The organism is Neisseria yangbaofengii, from assembly GCF_014898075.1.
GTDB lineage: Bacteria > Pseudomonadota > Gammaproteobacteria > Burkholderiales > Neisseriaceae > Neisseria > Neisseria yangbaofengii.
In genome coordinates, this window is sequence record NZ_CP062976.1 from 2,256,432 (window position 1) to 2,275,654 (window position 19,223).

The following is a 19,223-nucleotide window of genomic DNA, read 5'->3' on the forward strand; positions in this document are numbered from 1 at the left end:
TCACTCCAATGGGATTTTGGTGTCTATTTATGTTATAATATAACATTACTAACTTTAAACATTCTTTACATCATGAATATTCCCCATCATTTTTTTCAAACGGCCTTGAGTGTGTCGGTTTTAGCAGCGTTTTCTGTTTCTGCATCGGCACAAGACGAGGGTGCATCGGCGCAGGAACATGAATTGGCAACCGTTCATGTGCAGGGCAAACGCCGTGATTCGAATGCGGAACAACTTTTAGGCGGACGGGAAACGCTGTATGACGAAGACGATTTGCTCGCCAGTGATTTGAAACGCAGACGCTCGGTTTCGCTGGGTCAGACTTTGGAACAAATCAGCGGCGTACAGAACAACAGTTTCGGAACCAACAACGGCTTGCCGCAAATCCGCAGTTTGAGCGGACCTCGGGTCTATATCAGTGAAAACGGTTTGGGCGTGTCCGATATTGCCGCCATCAACGGCAACCTGCCGACTGCGGTTAATCCTTTTCTGGCTGATAAAATTACCGTGCGCAAATCTTCGGCGGCGGTGCTTTACGGCGGTTCGGCTGTTGGTGGGGCGGTTGATGTGCATACCAATCTGATTACGGATACGCTGCCCGACAAGCCGGTTGCAGGCAAACTGGAAATCAGCGGCGGCTACAATACACCGGCGCTGCAGGTATTCCGTTTGGACGGCAAAGCAGGAAAATTCGCTTGGCATTTGGACGGCAGCAACAGCAAAATTTCAGAATATAAAATTCCTGGCAACAGCAAAGCGGCGGTGTGCCATGATGCGGATAGCCTGTTTAACCCGCAAACCGGCGGCGTTGATTCGACTTTGGCACAGTCTTGCCAAGTAAACGTCCGCAGCGAATCGGTGCTTAATCGGGCATATTTTCCTTATGTGGACAAACGCTATCTGGAAAGCAACGGAGAGGCGTGGCTGAAACAGTGGCTGGACGACGGCTATATCGACAGCGTACAGGATATTTATAAAAAAACCCGTTATTACGGCTATACCGACAATCCTTTATACCGTGCCGGAGAAACAAATGAAAAATCTTACCGGTTGGCCGGCATTGAGGATATTTCCCCCAATCCGAAAGGCAAACTGACCAACAGCCACGCCCACAACCAAAGCGTATCGGCGGGTGTGAGCTATATTGCCGACAAAGGGCATCTCGGCGTGGGTGTGAGCCGCCATTTGTTTGATTACGGCGTACCCGGTTTTGCCTATCTTGCCAACAATACCCGCCAAGACTTGGCACCTATCAATATCCGAGCCGACCAAACCCGCTGGATTGCCGAAGGATTGTACCGCCCTGATGTTTCATGGCTGGAAAACGTCAAAGTCCAATCTGCCTATACCGATACTGACAATGCCGAATATTTGGGCGACCAATTTGCCAACAACCTCAACAGCAGCACCCGACAAGTACGCTTAGAACTCAACCACCGTCCGGCTTCTTTCTGGCGCGGCACATTCGGTATTGATGCCCGTCGCCGCCATATCGACGGCAAAGGCGACGACCGCTTTATGCCCGATTCGGATACCCGGGAACACGCCGTGTTTGCTGTTGAACATTTGAAATGGAAACAGCTTGAAGGAGAATTGGGCTGGCGATTCGGCAAAGTACACCACCAAACTGATTTAACCGGCTACACTGTCGGCCGGGGGCTGAACGAAGGCTATATCCACAACATGAAAGACCGCCACTACACACTGCACAGCGGACAAGCCGCTCTGACTTGGCAACCGTGGCAACCGCTGCGGCTGAAAACCCGTTACAGCCGCTCCGAACGTGCGCCCGAAGTAAACGAAATTTTTGCCAGTAACCGCCATTTCGCTATTTTAACCAACGAACAAGGCGATCCTCGTCTGTCGCCGGAACAGGCGGCTACATGGGAATTCGGCGGTGATGTCGATTGGCACAACCACCGCTTCCATGCAGCTTACTACCAAACCAAGTTTAACAATTATCTCTATCTCGGCCATACCGGTATCTCCAGAGACAACATACCCGTCAAAGAATGGCGACAAAGCGGCACCAAAATCAACGGATTGGAATTGGAATGGAAATATCTGTGGCAAAGCAGCCGATTGGGCGACTGGGAACCCCGAATCTTCGCCGACTTAGTCAAAAACAGCCCAATCAACCGACCACAGTCAGCCGATCCGACTGATGCCGAAGCATGGAAACAATATCTGCGTTACAAGCACGACGGTGCCTATATGCCGAACATGCCGACCTCACGCTACGGCATCGGCCTCAACTGGCAGAAAAACCAATGGCAGGCAGCTCTCAGCCTGACCCGCTATCAAGCGCAAAAACGTCTTGGCCGCAACATCAACCCAGAAATCAGCTTCGGCGGCTACAATGTTTGGGATTTCTACCTGAGTCGCAGCCACAAACTCAGTCAAAACAGCAGTGCCGAATATTTCCTCGATACCCGCAACTTAGGCAACGCCGAAATCCGTCCGCACAACGCTATTTTGAAACACCTAGCCCCGCAACCCGGCCGCAATATCCGCATCGGTGCACGACTGACCTTCTAAAATAAACGCAGGCCGACAACAGGCCGTCTGAAAACCCGATTTTCAGACGGCCTTGTTTTGCGGGGAACTTTGGTTTAACGGCCAAGCCAACGCCGTGCGGCTTTTAAAGCGAATTTGCGACAGCGTCTTTTCCTCTCTGTATTGCCGCTGCAAAATCCCTTATAATTTGCCCATCTGTAACCCTTTTCCGAGTGCGCCGCTGCGGCTGCACCGGCTGATAGAGCGAATACTTATGGACAAACTCAAAATCTCTGCCAACGGCCCGTTAAACGGTAAAATTACTGTATCGGGTGCCAAAAATGCCGCTCTGCCGCTGATATGTGCCGGTTTGCTGACTTCGGGAACGCTGCGGCTGAAAAACGTGCCGATGCTCGCCGATGTCAAAACCACGCAAAAGCTGTTGCAGGGCATGGGCGCACGGGTGCTGACCGACAATATCAGTGAATTTGAAATCAACGGCGGCACGGTCAATAATACTTGTGCGCCGTATGAATTGGTCAGCACCATGCGGGCTTCGATTTTGGTGTTGGGCCCGACGCTGGCACGTTTCGGCGAAGCTCAAGTGAGCCTGCCGGGCGGCTGTGCCATCGGCTCTCGTCCGGTCGATCAGCACCTGAAAGGCTTGGAAACCATGGGGGCGGAAATTGTCATCGAACACGGTTACGTCAAAGCCAAAGGCCGTCTGAAAGGCACTCGGGTGGTGATGGACGTGGTTACTGTCGGCGGAACAAAAAGAAAGTGCAGCGCATTATGGGTTTGTTGGGACTGAAAGCCAAAGTCCGCAGCAAAAAAGCCTACCGTCCGCAGGTAATAGGAGAGGCTTCGGATAATATTCTTAATCGTGAATTTACTGCTGGCAAACCGGCAGACAAATGGCTGACCGATATGACGGAGTTCAAATGCACAGACGGGAAGCTGTACTTATCGCCGATATTGGATGTGTTTAATCGGGAGATTGTGGCCTATTCTTTAAGCCGCAGAGCAAACAGTAAAATGGTGGCGCAAATGTTGGATAAAGCATTTGGCCGTCTGAAAGGCCAAACGCCGCTGCTGCATTCCGACCAGGGTGTGCTTTACCGCACCGGGGCTTATCGGGCGAAACTGGCTGAGAAAGGAATGGTGCAAAGCATGTCGCGCAAAGGAAATTGCTGGGACAATGCGCCGATGGAGCGTTTCTTCGGTACATTAAAAGAAGAGAGCTTCTATCAGGAAGGTGCGTTGTCGGTGGCAGAGCTGACAGAGGTAATAGATGATTACATACGTTACTACAATCATAAGCGGATTAGTTTAAACTTAAAAAAGCTGAGTCCTGTCGGCTACAGAACCCAGCTTGAAAAGGCTGTTTGAGAAAGATTCTTAACTTGTCCAAGTATTGGGGGGCAGTTCATACTATTCAGACGGCCTTTATTTATTTTCAAACGACATTCGAATAATTCATCTCTTTTATCCCCTTCCCAAAAGCAAATCCCATCCGAATTCTCTTTATCAATGATGAGTTATAGTAAATCCACTTTAAAAAGAGTACAAGGCGGCGAGCTGCAGACAGTACAGGTAGTACGCACCGTAATATTTTTAAATACTGATATTTTCTGAAATTTCTTGTTAAAAGAAACCCTCAAATTATCTTTAAATGGCTTTTTATACTCAAAAATCAATCTGCACTTGACGTAAAAAAAAAAACAACGAATATCATCACATACAATTATAAAAATTTTATAAATCATAATCAAAAAGGATAAAAATTTGGAAATCAAATTCAATATAGAGCAGGAAGAGTTTTACCGCGACTACCGCTACCGTAAGCCCTACCTGTTTAAACAAGCCTTGAACCTGCCCGACAAACAAACCCTGTGGCGCGAGATTAACGAAATATATCAACGGGCAAACCCGATAGACGATTCGTTCAAATTCCGCAAAGGGCGGCTGATTCCCAAAGAGCAATACGTCGAAGCCTTCGACAACGTCGGCAAAACACGCTACCGTTTTAACAAAGCCGCTGTGTACGAACACCTCAAAAACGGCGCGACTTTGGTGTACAACCGCATCAACAATGAACCGTTTTCCGACGGCATCGCCCACCAAATCGCCCAATTTGCCCGTGCACAGACCATCGTCAGCGGCTATCTCGCCTTCGGTGAAGATGCATCCTACAAAAACCATTGGGACACCCGCGACGTATTTGCCGTGCAACTCGTCGGCAAAAAACATTGGAGTCTGTCCGCTCCCAATTTCGAGATGCCACTCTATATGCAGCAAAGCAAAGACCTACCGCATATTCCCGAACCCGAAACGGCCGATATGGAAGTAGTATTGGAAGCCGGCGATATTCTCTATATCCCGCGCGGCTGGTGGCACAATCCCGTGCCGATGGGTTGCGAAACCTTCCATCTCGCTATCGGCACCTTCCCACCCAACGGCCATAATTATATGGAATGGCTGATGAACAAAGTGCCCGCCATCGTGGGCTTCCGTCACAATCTGCAAGGCTGGGAACATGATAAAAGCCGTCTGAAAACCGCCGCCGAGGAATTCGCCGCACAGATTGCCGACCCCGACAATTACGAAGCCTTTATGCAGGAATTTCTCGGCGAACAGCGCACCGACAGCCGCTTTGCCTTTGAAATCTTCGGCAACCCACATTCTGACGGCCTGCCCGAAGATGCCTTATTAAGTTTGAATACGGTGGATGCTTCTACGCTGGAGAAAGGGTATCTGATTGCGAATGGGATTAAGCTGAATATTGATGATTCAAGCATACTGTTATTAAAAGCTATTCAGCAAGCAGGTGTAATCAATATAAAGCAGTTTTTTCAATCTCAGGGAGGAGATAAGCTGAAGCTCACCGAAACAATTAATCATTTAATCCGATTGGATATTTTGGAAATTAAGATGGGATAAGAATGGGTACTTTTTTGAAAAAATATATTTTTAATCAGGATATTTTTTTTAGTGGATTAGCCTCATTTTTTGTAATGGCTTTTTTAGAAAACAGGATCAAACCTGATTTTTTTACCCACACTTTTTATTTGGAGAATAAATTAATTTTCCAAATAGTTTTATATGTTTTGTTTTTTTTGGGAGCTTTGTGGGTTAACCGTTTTTTTAATAGAGAAAAGGAAAAAGGAAATGCGTGAATTGAATATACAAGAATTGGAGTTTGTGTGTGGCGGCAAAGGAAAAGCTGCTGTAATAGAGAAAGTTAAGGATGCTACTACCGGTATATATCACGGTATTGTAGGCTATAACTCTATAACTTCTGATGCAACATTAAAAGGAAATTTTGCAGCCGGATATGCCGGTGCCGTTACCTATACAAAAAGTGCAACTAAAGCAGGAATGGCAGGAGCAGCTGCAGGGACTGCTGCTGATGCTACAAATTCTAAAGATCAAGACAGATCCGGTAATGATTATGGAGATCAAGACAAATCTGGTAATAATTATGGCGGATAATAATAAACTTTTCTCAATAAGGAAAAAACACACTTTTCAGACTTCTGAATATTCATCATTTTTCTGAAAATTGGAAGGTGTAGGTATCATCTCCGCTTATCAAGCCTGAGCCTGCGTAGGTACTGTTACGTCGCTTGGAGAAGCTAACCGTACCTACCGCTGTTTTTCTTTCAGACGGCCTTTTTGCTTTCAGGCCGTCTGAAAAAGCAACCGTAGGTTGGGTTGCCAAACTCAACAACCTCTTTTAACTTAAGGAATCCGTTGGGTATTGACCCAACCTACACTTGCCGGTGGCACAATCCCGTGCCGATGGATTGCGAAACCTTCCATCTCGCTATCGGCACCTTTCCACCCAACGGCCATAATTATATGGAATGGCTGATGAACAAAGTGCCTGATATTGTTGGCTTCCGTCACAATCTGCAAGGCTGGGAACATGATAAAGGCCGTCTGAAAACCGCCGCCGAAGAATTCGCCGCACAGATTGCCGATCCCGACAATTACGAAACCTTTATGCAGGAGTTTCTCGGAGGCCAGCGCACCGACAGCCGCTTTGCCTTTGAAATCTTCGGCAACCCACATTCTGACGGTTTGCCGGATGATGCAATGTTAAAGTTGAATGTGGTGGATACTTCGACGATTGAGAAGGGGTATTTGATTGCTAATGGGGTGAAAATCAGTATTGATGAGACTGGTAAAAAGATTTTGGAGCTTATTGATAAAAATGCAACTTTATCTTTTAAAAGCCTATTAACAGATTTCAACAAAGACCAGTATGAGAAAATTAGAGAATTAGTTCATCAACTGGGAAAATTAGATTTTCTGAAGGCTATATTGTGAGGTATTTATGAATAACTGGAAGCAATTTCTATTTTTCACAATATTAGTAATCGTTTTTTATCAACTCTTATACTTTATATCAGATATTTTTTTCATAAAGTATATCCATAAATATCGTATAAATTTGAACTTTGTTCAAGGTAGTTTAAATTTTCTTTCACTATATTTACCCTATATTTTAGTAAACCGCATTTTTAAAAACAGTAATAAAAAAAAGGAGTGTAAAAATGATTGAACTCCAACTTCAAGAATTAACGCTTGTTTCAGGAGGAAATGGAACAGCTGTAGCAAATAATATAGTAAGCAATACAGCTAATATTGCTACGACTAGAGAAGGGTTGACTTGGGGAGATGTATTAGCTTTGCCTGCTGCTGCCGGTGCTACTTATTTTCTTCGTGGCGGAACTAAACAAGCTGCAGCGTCAGCTGCAACATATAATTTAGTTCGTGATTGGACAAATGACGCCATCAATGCACCTCCCTATAACGGAAGACCAATCTTTGAAATTGAACATGGGCTAACTGCACCAGCTAGTACAACAGACAAATCGGGAAACAATTATGACGGAACAAATTATTAATTTTTATACCTATCCTTAAAGGACTAATATGAAAATTACTATGAAAAATATCTCGCAAAATTGGAAGGTTTTAGTTTTTTTAATCATTTCAATTAAATTTGTTACCTTTTTATTATTCAAAACTCTGGAAATTGAAAAAATATTTGGGATGGAATTCCATCAGGCAAGTACTCTTATTAGTGTTCCTGTTTTTTTCTTGTATCTACATTTTAAAAATGAAAAGCCCGCATAGGTACGGTTAGCCGCCCCAAACGGCGTAACCGTACAAATGCCTAAATATTATCAATCCATATCGGAAGCAACCGTAGGTTGGGTTGCCAAACCCAACAAACCTCTTTTAACTTAAGGAATCCGTTGGGTATTGACCCAACCTACACTTGCCGGTGGCACAATCCCGTGCCGATGGGTTGCGAAACCTTCCATCTCGCTATCGGCACCTTCCCACCCAACGGCCATAATTATATGGAATGGCTGATGAACAAAGTGCCCGCCATCGTGGGCTTCCGTCACAATCTGCAAGGCTGGGAACATGATAAAAGCCGTCTGAAAACCGCCGCCGAGGAATTCGCCGCACAGATTGCCGACCCCGACAATTACGAAGCCTTTATGCAGGAATTTCTCGGCGAACAGCGCACCGACAGCCGCTTTGCCTTTGAAATCTTCGGCAACCCACATTCTGACGGCCTGCCCGAAGATGCCTTATTAAGTTTGAATACGGTGGATGCTTCTACGCTGGAGAAAGGGTATCTGATTGCGAATGGGATTAAGCTGAATATTGATGATTCAAGCATACTGTTATTAAAAGCTATTCAGCAAGCAGGTGTAATCAATATAAAGCAGTTTTTTCAATCTCAGGGAGGAGATAAGCTGAAGCTCACCGAAACAATTAATCATTTAATCCGATTGGATATTTTGGAAATTAAGATGGGATAAGAATGGGTACTTTTTTGAAAAAATATATTTTTAATCAGGATATTTTTTTTAGTGGATTAGCCTCATTTTTTGTAATGGCTTTTTTAGAAAACAGGATCAAACCTGATTTTTTTACCCACACTTTTTATTTGGAGAATAAATTAATTTTCCAAATAGTTTTATATGTTTTGTTTTTTTTGGGAGCTTTGTGGGTTAACCGTTTTTTTATTAATAGAGAAAAGGAAAAAGGAAAAGCTACCGTAATAGAGAAAGTCAAGGATGCTACTACTGGTATATATCACGGTATTGTAGGCTATAACCTCTGATGCAACATTAAAAGGAAATTTTGCAGCCGGATATGCCGGTGCCGTTACCTATACATATACAAAAAGTGCAACTAAAGCAGGAATAGCAGGAGCTGCAGCAGTAGCCGACGGGAAAGTTACACATGGTGAGATTGTATCGACAACCCTATTAGCAGGTACTGCCTCAAGAACTACAACTCTTTCCAAAGCTGGGGCAATAGGGTTAGCAGCAGAATTAGTTAAAATCGGCATTGATTATGCAGTCAGTCAACCACCATATAATGGAAAAATGATATACGAAATTGAGTATGACCCTAATACGAGAAATACAAAGAATGTAAAAGAAAAAGATGGAAACAATTATGACGGAACAAACTATTAAAGTTATTAAATTTATATTAACTGTTATTATAGGAGTAGCACTATGGTGGTTAATAAAGTTTACAATTAAAACTTGGCTTTACCCCTTATGGAACTTGCCATCAGATTCTGACTTAGGGTCTATATTTGCTATGTCCATCTCCATGATGATTGCTTATCGTTTGATTTACGGTAAAGCATAGTGTAGGTTATGTCAAGTTCAACAAACCTTCCCTTATAACCCAAGAAATCCGTTGGGTTTTGGCTCAACCTACACTTGCTGATTTTTTGATAGAAATTTTATTTGAAAAATTAGTCAATTATGGATATTAGCCTGTGCGTGTTGTTTTTCATTGCGGCTTTATTGGTTAGCCTGTTTTTTTTAAGACAGAGAAAGGAAACGAAAATGCGTGAATTAGATGTTCGGGATTTGGAAATAATCAGTGGTTCTGTGGGCGTTCCCGGAGCAGTAGTAGGAGGAGTTGCTGGTTTGGCTGCATATTCAGGGTCTGTTGCAGCAGGAGGAAAAGAATTCAGCGTTAGGGATGCAACTTATGCGGCCGGTCTTGGTGCAATGACAGGTACACTTACTGGGCCTGTAGGTATCGGTGTCGCCGTTGACACAATAGGTTTATCTACTGTCGGCGGGATTGCTCAAGGCGGATTAGGACGCCTTAGCGAACAACAAGATGGCAACAATTATGACGGCACTAATTATTAAAAAATACCTATAAATGTCACAGTAATCCGGTAACTGGTTAGCGTAAAGACAACCAGCCGAGAATATATAAATATTACAAGGCAGGTTGATTCTAAAGATTAATTTACCAACTTCGTTGTTCATCATTCAATTTGATTCAGCAAGTTGAATTTTATAATGACAGGAGGATACATGAAATTTCTTTTGGGATTTGTTTTTTTAGGTACATTCTTAGTACAAGTTATTGTAGGGAAATTAATGGGTTGGGAAAATAAATTCGACAAACAAAAATATGAATTCGGAATCAGGTGGGTATTTTTCATTATTTCAGGCTTTGTGACAGGCTTGACCAGCCTGTTTCTTAAGTAAATAAAGGTCTCATAACTTCCGCAAAGGTTTTCAATGTCTCCATATATTACTGTCTGTATTAGCTTGTTTTTTTCTTTATTTTTTTTAGCGAGGATTTTTCAACTTAGTGCAAAATTTAAAAAAAAATATGGATTTAATATCCATATCCTATCCTTAATAATTGCCATATTCACGACTATTGTCTTGTATTTATGCCATCAATAGCCCGCGTAGGTTGCTGATTTTTTGACAGAAATTTTATTTGAAAAATCAGTTGATTATCGACATTGCCTGTACGTGTTGTTTTTCATTGTAGCTTTATTGGTCAGACTGTTTTTTAAGACAGAGAAAGGAAACGGAAATGCGTGAGTTAGCTATTCGGGATTTGGAAATTGTATTTGGCGGACAAGACAAATATGAATCAATCGTTGGGAAAATTGGAGAGTTCATTGGGCAACGTGTAGGAGTAGCAACAGGGCTAATGTCAGGAACATTCACCGGTGCTGCAGGAGGAGCTCTTTACCTGAATGCGACCTCTACCGCTATGGCATTAGGAGGCTTAATTGCTTACCTTATTTTTATCGTCATCCTGAAGGGTAAAAGGCATAACCTGCGTAGGTACATTTTTTTCTTTCAGACGGCCTTTTTTTACTTTCAGGCCGTCTGAAAAAGTTTCTAATATTTAACTATATCAATCATGTCACAAACCCCTTTTTTCCGCCCTGAAGTGTTGGCCGCCCGTGAAAACCGCTGGACAGGCAGGATTATCCTTACGCGGCCGTTTTCTTTTGCCTTTCTGACCGGCTGCGCCTGCTTGATTGCGTCGGCGATTGTGTTGTTTCTGATTTTCGGCAGTTATACCGAAAAAACGACGGTTGAAGGCCAGCTTTTACCAGATTCGGGAGTGGTGCGGGTGTATGCGCCGGATTCGGGAGTGATTACGGAAAAGTTTGTCAACGATGGAGCAAAGGTGAAGGCGGGCGATAAATTGTTTGCGCTTTCAACCTCCCGCTTCGGAGCGCAGGGTAATATTCAGGAACGGCTGGTTTCAGAAGCGGCTTTAAAAAAGACGTTGGCGGAACAGGAATTGGCACGGCTGAAGCTGATTCATGACAATGAAAAACGTTCGCTGGAAGGCACACTCAACCGTTTGAAAATCCAACACCGCCATATTGGCCAACGTATTACCGGCCAAAAAAGCCGGGTAAGACTGGCTGAAGAAATATTGAGGAAATACCGTTATTTAAGTGTGAATGATGCAGTATCAAAGCAGGAATTGATGAATGTGGAAGCCGAAATGTTGGAACAGAGATCAAAACTAGATGCCTACCGCAGTGAGGAGGCGGGCTTATTGCAGGAGATTCAGACGCAGAATCTGACATTGGCGAGCCTGCCCGAACGCCATAAAACCGAACAAAGCCAATTGGAGCGTGCGATTGCGGATATTTCGCAAGAGGTGTTGGATTTTAAAATGCGCTCGGAACAGATTATCCGTGCGGGTAAAACGGGCTATGCGGCCACGCCGAATGTGGAAGTCGGCCAACAGGTTGATCCAACGCGGCTTCTGATGAGTATCGTGCCGGAACAGACCGAACTTTATGCCAGCCTTTATGTGCCGAGTAAAGCGGCGGGTTTTGTGAAACCGAACGAGAAAGTGGTGTTGCGCTATCAGGCTTACCCGTATCAGAAATTCGGTCATGCGGAAGGCGAAATTGTTTCTGTAGCGAAAACGGCTTTGGGTAAACAGGAGCTTTCAGGGCTGGGGCTGATTTTCTCTAATCCTGCTTTGATCAATGAGCCGGCCTATTTGGTCAAGGTTAAGCTGAAAAAGCAGACGGTAACGGCTTACGGCGAAGAAAAACCGCTGCAAATCGGGATGACGCTGGAAGCGGATATCCTGCATGGAAAAAAGAAGCTGTATGAGTGGGTTTTGGATCCGATTTACAGCATTTCGGGGAAGTTAAATTAAATTGCTCAGATAAAAAGTAAGACCATCAAGCCAAACCTTACTGAAAACCATTCGGAAATTCCATTGCCACATGGTTTTTCTGATACATGGGACATTTACCGGAGCGGCATTATAGTGAATTCATTTTAAAAGTATTACAACGTAAACGGCCTTTTCCCAATTTTCAGACGGCATCAATGTGAGCTAAAGAACCCGTGCGTGCTTTGGCACGCACCCTACCGTTGGCGGGAAGGGATTAGCTGTCGTAGGGTGGGCAACTTGTTGCCCGCCAAAACCATATTTCAACTATCATTGATTTACTGGTTTGTACAGAAAATTTGGTTGATTCACTATAGGTGCTTTGGTAACTGCCAGAAATCCTATTGAAATTATAGCTGGCAGTTTGGCAGGAGGTATTACGGGCAATGAAATCGGTTCGAAACTCGGAGAAAAAGTAGGAGGTGATAGCGGTGCAGCTATTGGCAAAAGATTAGACGGTTCTCATCATAAAATATTGTCAGGAGCGTCACTGTGCAAATAAACTTAAAAAATATACTTAGCCATTGGAAACTGCTGCTGATTCTAATCATCGCTTTCCAATTGCTATTTCATTTGATTTTTAATTTTATAAACATTAAATACGTGAAGTTTAGGCGGTATTGTTAACTTGGGTGCTGCTTCCTTAGGAACCCTGCTGGCAAATATCGTTTTCTTTACCATCATTAAAATCAAAAAAACGTAACCCTAGACAGAAAGCTGTTTGAAACCGTCTGAAAACCCAGTTTGGCTTTCAGACAGCCTGAGAACTTTGCAAAACTTCATGGCCTGCCAATAAAAACTAAAACCGCCGTTATTCCCACGTAGGCGGGAATAACGGCGGTTATGTGCATTCTGGCATTTGAATGAGTTTTGCAAAGGTCTCAGGCTCTTTAAAACCACTTTACCTTGTCAATCATGATGAATCCTTTAGACAATCTCTCTTTCGGCTTTAGCCGCAAACTTCCCGTGGTGTTGCAGACCGAAATCGCCGAATGCGGTTTGGCCTGTTTGGCATCAGTGTTGCGCTATCACGGTTTTTACACCGATTTGCGCACGCTGCGGCAGAAATACACGCTTTCGCTCAAGGGGGCGAATATGGCGGATATTGTGCGCTTCGGCGACGATATGAACCTTACTTCGCGTGCGTTGCGTTTGGAGTTGGACGAATTGGCCAATCTGCGTCTGCCCTGTATCCTGCATTGGGATTTGAATCATTTTGTGGTGCTCAAATCGGTGTCTGCCGACCATATCACGGTGATGGATCCGGCGACGGGGTTACGCAAAGTGAAAATGGCGGAAGTATCGCGCAAGTTTACCGGCGTGGCTTTGGAAATGTGGCCGAACACGCAGTTTGAGGAAAAGAAAGAGGTGCAGCGCGTCAAAATTCTGCCTATGCTCAAGGGAATTACAGGCTTGCGCCGTTCGCTGGTGCAGCTGTTGTTGTTGGCAGCGGCAATGGAAGTGTTTGCTTTGGTATCGCCTTTTTTTATGCAGTGGGTTATCGACCATGTGATTGTGACGGCCGACCGAAATTTGCTGGTTACTCTGGCTTTGGGCTTCAGCTTGCTCATGTTGGTGCAGCAGGGTGTTTCCTTATTGCAGTCATGGATAGGTATGCATTTTGCCACTACTTTGAGTATGCAGTGGAAATCGAATATTTTTAAGCGGTTACTGGATTTGCCGACGGATTATTTTACCAAGCGGCATTTGGGCGACGTGGTGTCGCGTTTCGGAGCAGCCGACAGTATCCAAAGTACGCTGACGTCTACTTTTTTCGTGTTGATTCTCAACAGCCTGATGGCGGTATTTACGTTTACGCTGATGTTGGTGTACAGCCCGAAGTTGACGGCGGTGGTGTTGGTGACGCTGCTGATTTATGTTTTAATCCGTTGGGTTGCCTATTATCCGCTGCGTCGCGCCACGGAAGAGAATATTGTACATGCCTCCAAACAGAGCACTTATTTTATGGAAACCATACGCGGTGTGCAGACAGTCAAACAGTTCGGTAAAAGCACTCAGCGGCACGGTACATGGATGGGCTTGTTTGCGGACACGGTCAATACGGGACTAACGGCGCAAAAGCTGGGCATTTGGTTCGGCTTTGCCAATACGCTTTTATTCGGTATGGCCAATATCCTGATTGTGTATTGGGGGGCACTGGATATTTTGGACAGTATGTTTACCGTGGGCGTGTTTATGGCTTTTTTGGCTTATAAAAGCCAATTTGAAAGCCGCATCGGCTCATTGATTAATCATTTTGTGGAAGTAAAAATGCTGTCGCTGCACGGCGAACGTTTGGCCGATATTGTACTGACGGAAACAGAAAGCGAACGCACGCCCGATACCGGCATTCCTAATCTGGAAGGCGGTATCGAAATCCGCTTGGAAAATGTATCGTTCAGATACTCCGACAATGAACCTTATGTATTGAAAGATGTGAACTTAACCGTCAAAGCAGGGGAATCGCTGGCACTGACCGGACGGTCGGGTTGCGGCAAATCGACACTGTTGGATATTTTGTGTGGCAACCTCAAGCCCGAATCGGGTAAGGTACTGGTCAACGGCCACGATATTTACCGTCTGCCGCCTCGCTTTATCCGCAGCTTGAGCGCGGTAGTGCGGCAAAACGATGTTCTGTTTGCCGGTTCGATTGCTGACAACATTGGCTTTTTCGATGAAACGCCCAATCGTGACAAAATCGAACGATGCGCGCAAATGGCAATGATCCATGAGGAAATTATGGCTATGCCGATGGGCTATGAAACCTTAATCGGCGACATGGGCAGCGCACTTTCAGGCGGCCAGAAGCAACGTATCGTACTGGCACGCGCCCTTTATCAAAACCCGAAAATCCTGTTTCTCGACGAAGCCACCAGCCATTTGGATATTGCCAACGAAAAAGCCGTCAACGGGCATTTGAAAAACCTGCCGTTTACCAAAATCATGGCGGCGCATAGAAAAGAAACCGTAGAATCGGCCGACCGGATTTTTGATTTGGCTGCTTAAAATAATTTCACAAAAATAGAATTAAGCTGTCTGAACCTGTTTCGCTGCAACATCGATGATTGCGCCTAAACCATCCAGACAGCCTTTTTTACGCTTGGAGAAAATTTTCACCGTCACATCCACAAAAGCGGCAAAAATCCTTATAATCCCAAGTCAAACCTCATTTTTACGCCCAAACACTGTGTTTTGGCGACTGATAAAGCGAATACTTATGGACAAACTCAAAATCTCTGCTAACGGCCCGTTAAACGGTGAAATTACTGTATCGGGTGCCAAAAATGCCGCTCTGCCGCTGATGTGTGCCGGTTTGCTGACTTCGGGAACGCTGCGGCTGAAAAACGTGCCGATGCTCGCCGATGTCAAAACCACGCAAAAGCTGTTGCAGGGCATGGGCGCACGGGTGCTGACCGACAATATCAGTGAATTTGAAATCAACGGCGGCACGGTCAATAATACTTGTGCGCCGTATGAATTGGTCAGCACCATGCGGGCTTCGATTTTGGTGTTGGGCCCGACGCTGGCACGTTTCGGCGAAGCTCAAGTGAGCCTGCCGGGCGGCTGCGCCATCGGCTCTCGTCCGGTCGATCAGCACCTGAAAGGCTTGGAAACCATGGGGGCGGAAATTGTCATCGAACACGGTTACGTCAAAGCCAAAGGCCGTCTGAAAGGCACTCGGGTGGTGATGGACGTGGTTACTGTCGGCGGAACGGAAAACCTGCTGATGGCGGCGACGCTGGCGGAAGGAACAACGGTATTGGAAAACTGCGCCATCGAGCCGGAAGTGGTCGATTTGGCGGAATGTTTGGTAAAAATGGGGGCGAAAATCAGCGGCATCGGCACTTCGACCATGACGGTCGAGGGTGTGAAAGAGCTGCACGGCTGCGAACACAGCGTGGTTCCCGACCGCATCGAGGCGGGCACGTTCCTCTGCGCCGTGGCGATGACCGGCGGCAAAGTGGTGCTGCGCAATGCTGCACCGAAAACAATGGAAGTGGTGTTGGACAAACTGGTTGAAGCCGGTGCCGTAATTGAGGCGGGCGACGACTGGATTGCCATCGATATGCAGCAACGCCCGAAAGCGGTGGACATCCGCACCGTCGTCCACCCCGGTTTCCCGACCGATATGCAGGCGCAGTTTATGGCGATGAATGCGGTTGCCGAAGGCAGCTGCCGTGTGGTGGAAACCATTTTTGAAAACCGCTTTATGCACGTTCCCGAACTCAACCGCATGGGTGCGAACATCACTACCGAGGGCAACACGGCTTTCGTGACCGGCGTGGAAACCCTTTCCGGCGCGACCGTAATGGCTACCGACTTGCGCGCTTCCGCCAGCTTGGTGATGGCCGGTTTGATTGCCAGCGGCGAAACCATCGTCGACCGTATCTACCATCTTGACCGCGGCTATGAGCACATCGAGAAAAAACTCGGCGGCGTGGGCGCAAAAATCGAACGCGTGCGCGGTTAAGTTTTAATCGTTTGAATCGGAAGGCCGTCTGAAAACATGATGTTTTCAGACGGCCTTTTTCCCGTAAAAAAACCTGTTTTTTGTTACAATACACCATTTTCTTAATCCACGTTTGACAAGGCTTTTTCCATGAGCAAACCCGCCGTTTCACCGATGATGCAGCAATATCTCGGCATTAAATCGCAACACGCCGACAAACTGGTTTTCTACCGTATGGGCGATTTTTACGAGCTGTTTTTCGATGATGCTGTGGAAGCGGCCAAGCTCCTAGACATCACGCTTACCACGCGCGGACAGATGGAAGGCGAACCGATTAAGATGGCCGGTGTGCCGTTTCATGCGGCCGAACAATACTTGGCGCGTTTGGTGAAAATGGGTAAAAGCGTGGCAATTTGCGAGCAAGTCGGCGAAGTGGGGACAACCAAAGGGCCGGTGGAGCGCAAAGTAGTGCGCATTGTCACGCCCGGCACACTCACTGATTCAGCCTTTTTGGAAGACAAAGAAACCAACCGCATTGTGGCGGTCAACCACAGCAAAAAACACATCGGCTTGGCATGGGCATCGCTGCAAAGCGGTGAATTTAAAGTGAAGCAGGTCGATGCGGCACAGTTGGCCGACGAATTGGCGCGCTTGCAAGCAGCCGAGATTCTGCTTGCCGACGGCCAAAACCTGCCTCCTTTGGAAAACGCCAACCTCACGCGCCTGAATGCATGGCAGTTTGCGTCCGATACAGCGGTGAAGCTGTTGACCGATTATTTCGGCAGCCAAGATTTGCGCGGCTTCGGCTTGGAAACAGACGAACACGCCGCGGCGATTGGCGCAGCCGGCGCGCTCATCAACTACATCCGCCTCACGCAGAACCTGATGCCGCAACATCTTGACGGCTTGTCATTAGAAACCGACAGCCAGTTTATCGGCATGGATGCAGCCACGCGCCGCAACCTGGAAATCACCCAAACCTTAAGCGGCAAAAAAGCACCGACTTTGATGTCGACGCTCGACCGCTGTGCCACCCACATGGGCAGCCGTTTATTGGCGATGTGGCTGCACCACCCTTTGCGCAACCGCGACCACATTCGTGCGCGCCAACAAGCCGTGTCCGCTTTGGCGGAGCAATTCGGCGGCATTCAAGGCCGTCTGAAAAACATTGCCGACATCGAGCGCATCGCCGCGCGCGTGGCGGTCGGCAATGCCCGTCCGCGTGATTTGGCCGCACTGCGCGACAGCTTGTTTGAATTGGCCAAACTGGAATTGTCCACCGGAGGCAGCAGCCTGCTGGAAACGCTGCATAAGGTATTTCCCACCACCCTGCCCGTGGCCGAGCAATTACAGGCCGCGATTTTGCCCGAGCCTTCGGTGTGGCTGCGCGACGGCGGCGTGATTAACCACGGTTTTCATGCCGAATTGGACGAATTGCGCCACATTCAAAACCACGGCGACGAGTTTCTGCTGGCTTTGGAAACGCGCGAACGCGAGCGTACCGGCTTGTCCACTTTAAAAGTCGAGTTCAACCGCGTGCACGGCTTTTACATCGAATTATCCAAAGTTCAGGCCGAGCAAGCACCTGCCGATTACCAACGCCGCCAAACGCTGAAAAACGCCGAGCGTTTCATCACGCCGGAATTAAAAACTTTTGAAGACAAAGTATTGACTGCGCAAGAGCAAGCATTGGCCTTGGAAAAACAGCTCTTCGAAGCCCTGCTCAAAGACATTCAGACGGCCTTGCCGCAGCTGCAGAAAGCCGCCAAAGCCGCCGCCGCGCTCGATGTATTGGCCACCTTTGCCTCACTTGCGCAAACACGCCGCTTTGTCTGCCCCGAGTTTGCCGATTATCCGGTGTTGGAAATCGGCGGCGGCCGCCACCCTGTGGTGGAAGAACAGGTGCGCCACTTCACACCCAACCACACCCGTTTCGATCACAAACACCGCCTGATGCTGCTTACCGGCCCGAATATGGGCGGTAAATCGACGTATATGCGCCAAGTCGCGCTGATAACCCTGCTCGCCCACACCGGCTGCTTCGTGCCGGCCGAAGCCGCCAAAATCGGCCCTATCGACCGCATTTTCACGCGCATCGGCGCCAGCGACGATCTGGCTTCCAACCGCTCGACCTTTATGGTGGAAATGAGCGAAACCGCCTACATTCTGCACCACGCCACCGAGCAGTCGCTGGTGTTGATGGACGAAATCGGCCGCGGCACCTCCACCTTCGACGGCCTCGCCCTCGCACAAGCCATCGCCGAACACTTGCTGCAAAAAAACAAATCGTTCAGCCTGTTTGCCACCCATTATTTCGAACTCACCCGCCTGCCCGAAGCCCATGCCGGCGCGGTGAATATGCACCTTTCTGCGCTGGATCAGGGGCAAGACATTGTGTTTTTACACGAAATCCAGCCCGGACCCGCCAGCAAAAGCTACGGCATCGCCGTGGCCAAACTCGCCGGCTTGCCCGCCCGCGCCCTCAAAGCCGCTCAAAAACATTTGTCCGATTTGGAAACGCAAGCCGCCGTCCGGCAACCGCAAATGGATATTTTCCAAGTCATTCCGTCTGACGCAAATGATGTCGAAACCGATAAATTCCTTTCTGAAAAGCCATCTGAAACGCCAAGCGAATTGATGGCCGCTCTGGCCGAAATCAATCCCGATCACTTATCGCCACGGGAAGCCTTGGATGCACTTTACCGCTTGAAAGATTTGGTTTAAGGTAAAATAACAGGCTGTCTGAAAAACA

Annotated in this window: 17 protein-coding genes and 1 pseudogene; all 18 read left to right on the plus strand. The window is 47.0% G+C overall.

Annotated features, from left to right (window positions below):
- Positions 1–72: 72 nt before the first annotated feature.
- Positions 73–2,538: a TonB-dependent receptor gene (locus tag H4O27_RS10970; RefSeq protein WP_165010947.1), complete on the plus strand. Its 2,466-nt coding sequence runs from the start codon at positions 73–75 to the stop codon at positions 2,536–2,538.
- A gap of 232 nt (positions 2,539–2,770) precedes the next feature.
- A pseudogene (locus H4O27_RS10975) lies at positions 2,771–3,271 on the plus strand (carboxyvinyltransferase); the annotation flags it as partial.
- 5 nt (positions 3,272–3,276) lie between these two features.
- The gene (locus tag H4O27_RS10980) at positions 3,277–3,885 is read left to right on the plus strand and encodes an IS3 family transposase (RefSeq protein ID WP_193004265.1); all 609 of its coding nucleotides are present in this window, start codon (positions 3,277–3,279) and stop codon (positions 3,883–3,885) included.
- A gap of 396 nt (positions 3,886–4,281) precedes the next feature.
- Complete coding sequence (locus H4O27_RS10985) at positions 4,282–5,436, plus strand: JmjC domain-containing protein (RefSeq protein ID WP_193004267.1); 1,155 nt, start codon at positions 4,282–4,284, stop codon at positions 5,434–5,436.
- A 2-nt stretch (positions 5,437–5,438) separates the two neighbouring features.
- Positions 5,439–5,672, plus strand: a complete 234-nt coding sequence (locus H4O27_RS10990; protein WP_165010163.1) for a hypothetical protein — start codon at positions 5,439–5,441, stop codon at positions 5,670–5,672.
- Positions 5,665–5,988, plus strand: a complete 324-nt coding sequence (locus H4O27_RS10995; RefSeq protein WP_165010161.1) for a hypothetical protein — start codon at positions 5,665–5,667, stop codon at positions 5,986–5,988. The genes H4O27_RS10990 and H4O27_RS10995 overlap by 8 nt, the downstream gene beginning before the upstream one ends.
- Positions 5,989–6,249: 261 nt before the next feature.
- Positions 6,250–6,828 (plus strand): winged helix domain-containing protein, encoded by a 579-nt coding sequence (locus tag H4O27_RS11000; RefSeq protein ID WP_193004269.1) that lies wholly within the window; start codon positions 6,250–6,252, stop codon positions 6,826–6,828.
- 227 nt (positions 6,829–7,055) lie between these two features.
- Complete coding sequence (locus H4O27_RS11005) at positions 7,056–7,409, plus strand: hypothetical protein (RefSeq protein ID WP_165010154.1); 354 nt, start codon at positions 7,056–7,058, stop codon at positions 7,407–7,409.
- A 354-nt stretch (positions 7,410–7,763) separates the two neighbouring features.
- On the plus strand, positions 7,764–8,342 hold the full coding sequence (locus tag H4O27_RS11010) for a winged helix domain-containing protein (protein WP_165010152.1): 579 nt from the start codon (positions 7,764–7,766) through the stop codon (positions 8,340–8,342).
- A 2-nt stretch (positions 8,343–8,344) separates the two neighbouring features.
- Positions 8,345–8,647, plus strand: a complete 303-nt coding sequence (locus tag H4O27_RS11015) for a hypothetical protein (RefSeq protein WP_165010150.1) — start codon at positions 8,345–8,347, stop codon at positions 8,645–8,647.
- 341 nt (positions 8,648–8,988) lie between these two features.
- Entirely contained in the window at positions 8,989–9,189 is a 201-nt protein-coding gene (locus tag H4O27_RS11020) for a hypothetical protein (RefSeq protein WP_165010147.1), read from the plus strand.
- Positions 9,190–9,308: 119 nt separating this feature from the next.
- Positions 9,309–9,707, plus strand: coding sequence for a hypothetical protein (locus tag H4O27_RS11025; protein ID WP_165010145.1), 399 nt, complete (start codon positions 9,309–9,311; stop codon positions 9,705–9,707).
- A gap of 171 nt (positions 9,708–9,878) precedes the next feature.
- Positions 9,879–10,055, plus strand: a complete 177-nt coding sequence (locus tag H4O27_RS11030; protein ID WP_165010143.1) for a hypothetical protein — start codon at positions 9,879–9,881, stop codon at positions 10,053–10,055.
- A 340-nt stretch (positions 10,056–10,395) separates the two neighbouring features.
- On the plus strand, positions 10,396–10,701 hold the full coding sequence (locus H4O27_RS11035; protein WP_165010141.1) for a hypothetical protein: 306 nt from the start codon (positions 10,396–10,398) through the stop codon (positions 10,699–10,701).
- Between the two features lie 30 nt (positions 10,702–10,731).
- Positions 10,732–12,003: an HlyD family secretion protein gene (locus tag H4O27_RS11040; RefSeq protein ID WP_165010139.1), complete on the plus strand. Its 1,272-nt coding sequence runs from the start codon at positions 10,732–10,734 to the stop codon at positions 12,001–12,003.
- A gap of 936 nt (positions 12,004–12,939) precedes the next feature.
- Positions 12,940–15,027, plus strand: coding sequence for a peptidase domain-containing ABC transporter (locus H4O27_RS11045; protein WP_165010165.1), 2,088 nt, complete (start codon positions 12,940–12,942; stop codon positions 15,025–15,027).
- A 211-nt stretch (positions 15,028–15,238) separates the two neighbouring features.
- Positions 15,239–16,492, plus strand: coding sequence for a UDP-N-acetylglucosamine 1-carboxyvinyltransferase (murA, locus tag H4O27_RS11050; RefSeq protein WP_165010137.1), 1,254 nt, complete (start codon positions 15,239–15,241; stop codon positions 16,490–16,492).
- 129 nt (positions 16,493–16,621) lie between these two features.
- The gene (mutS, locus tag H4O27_RS11055) at positions 16,622–19,195 is read left to right on the plus strand and encodes a DNA mismatch repair protein MutS (protein WP_165010135.1); all 2,574 of its coding nucleotides are present in this window, start codon (positions 16,622–16,624) and stop codon (positions 19,193–19,195) included.
- Positions 19,196–19,223: the final 28 nt, after the last annotated feature.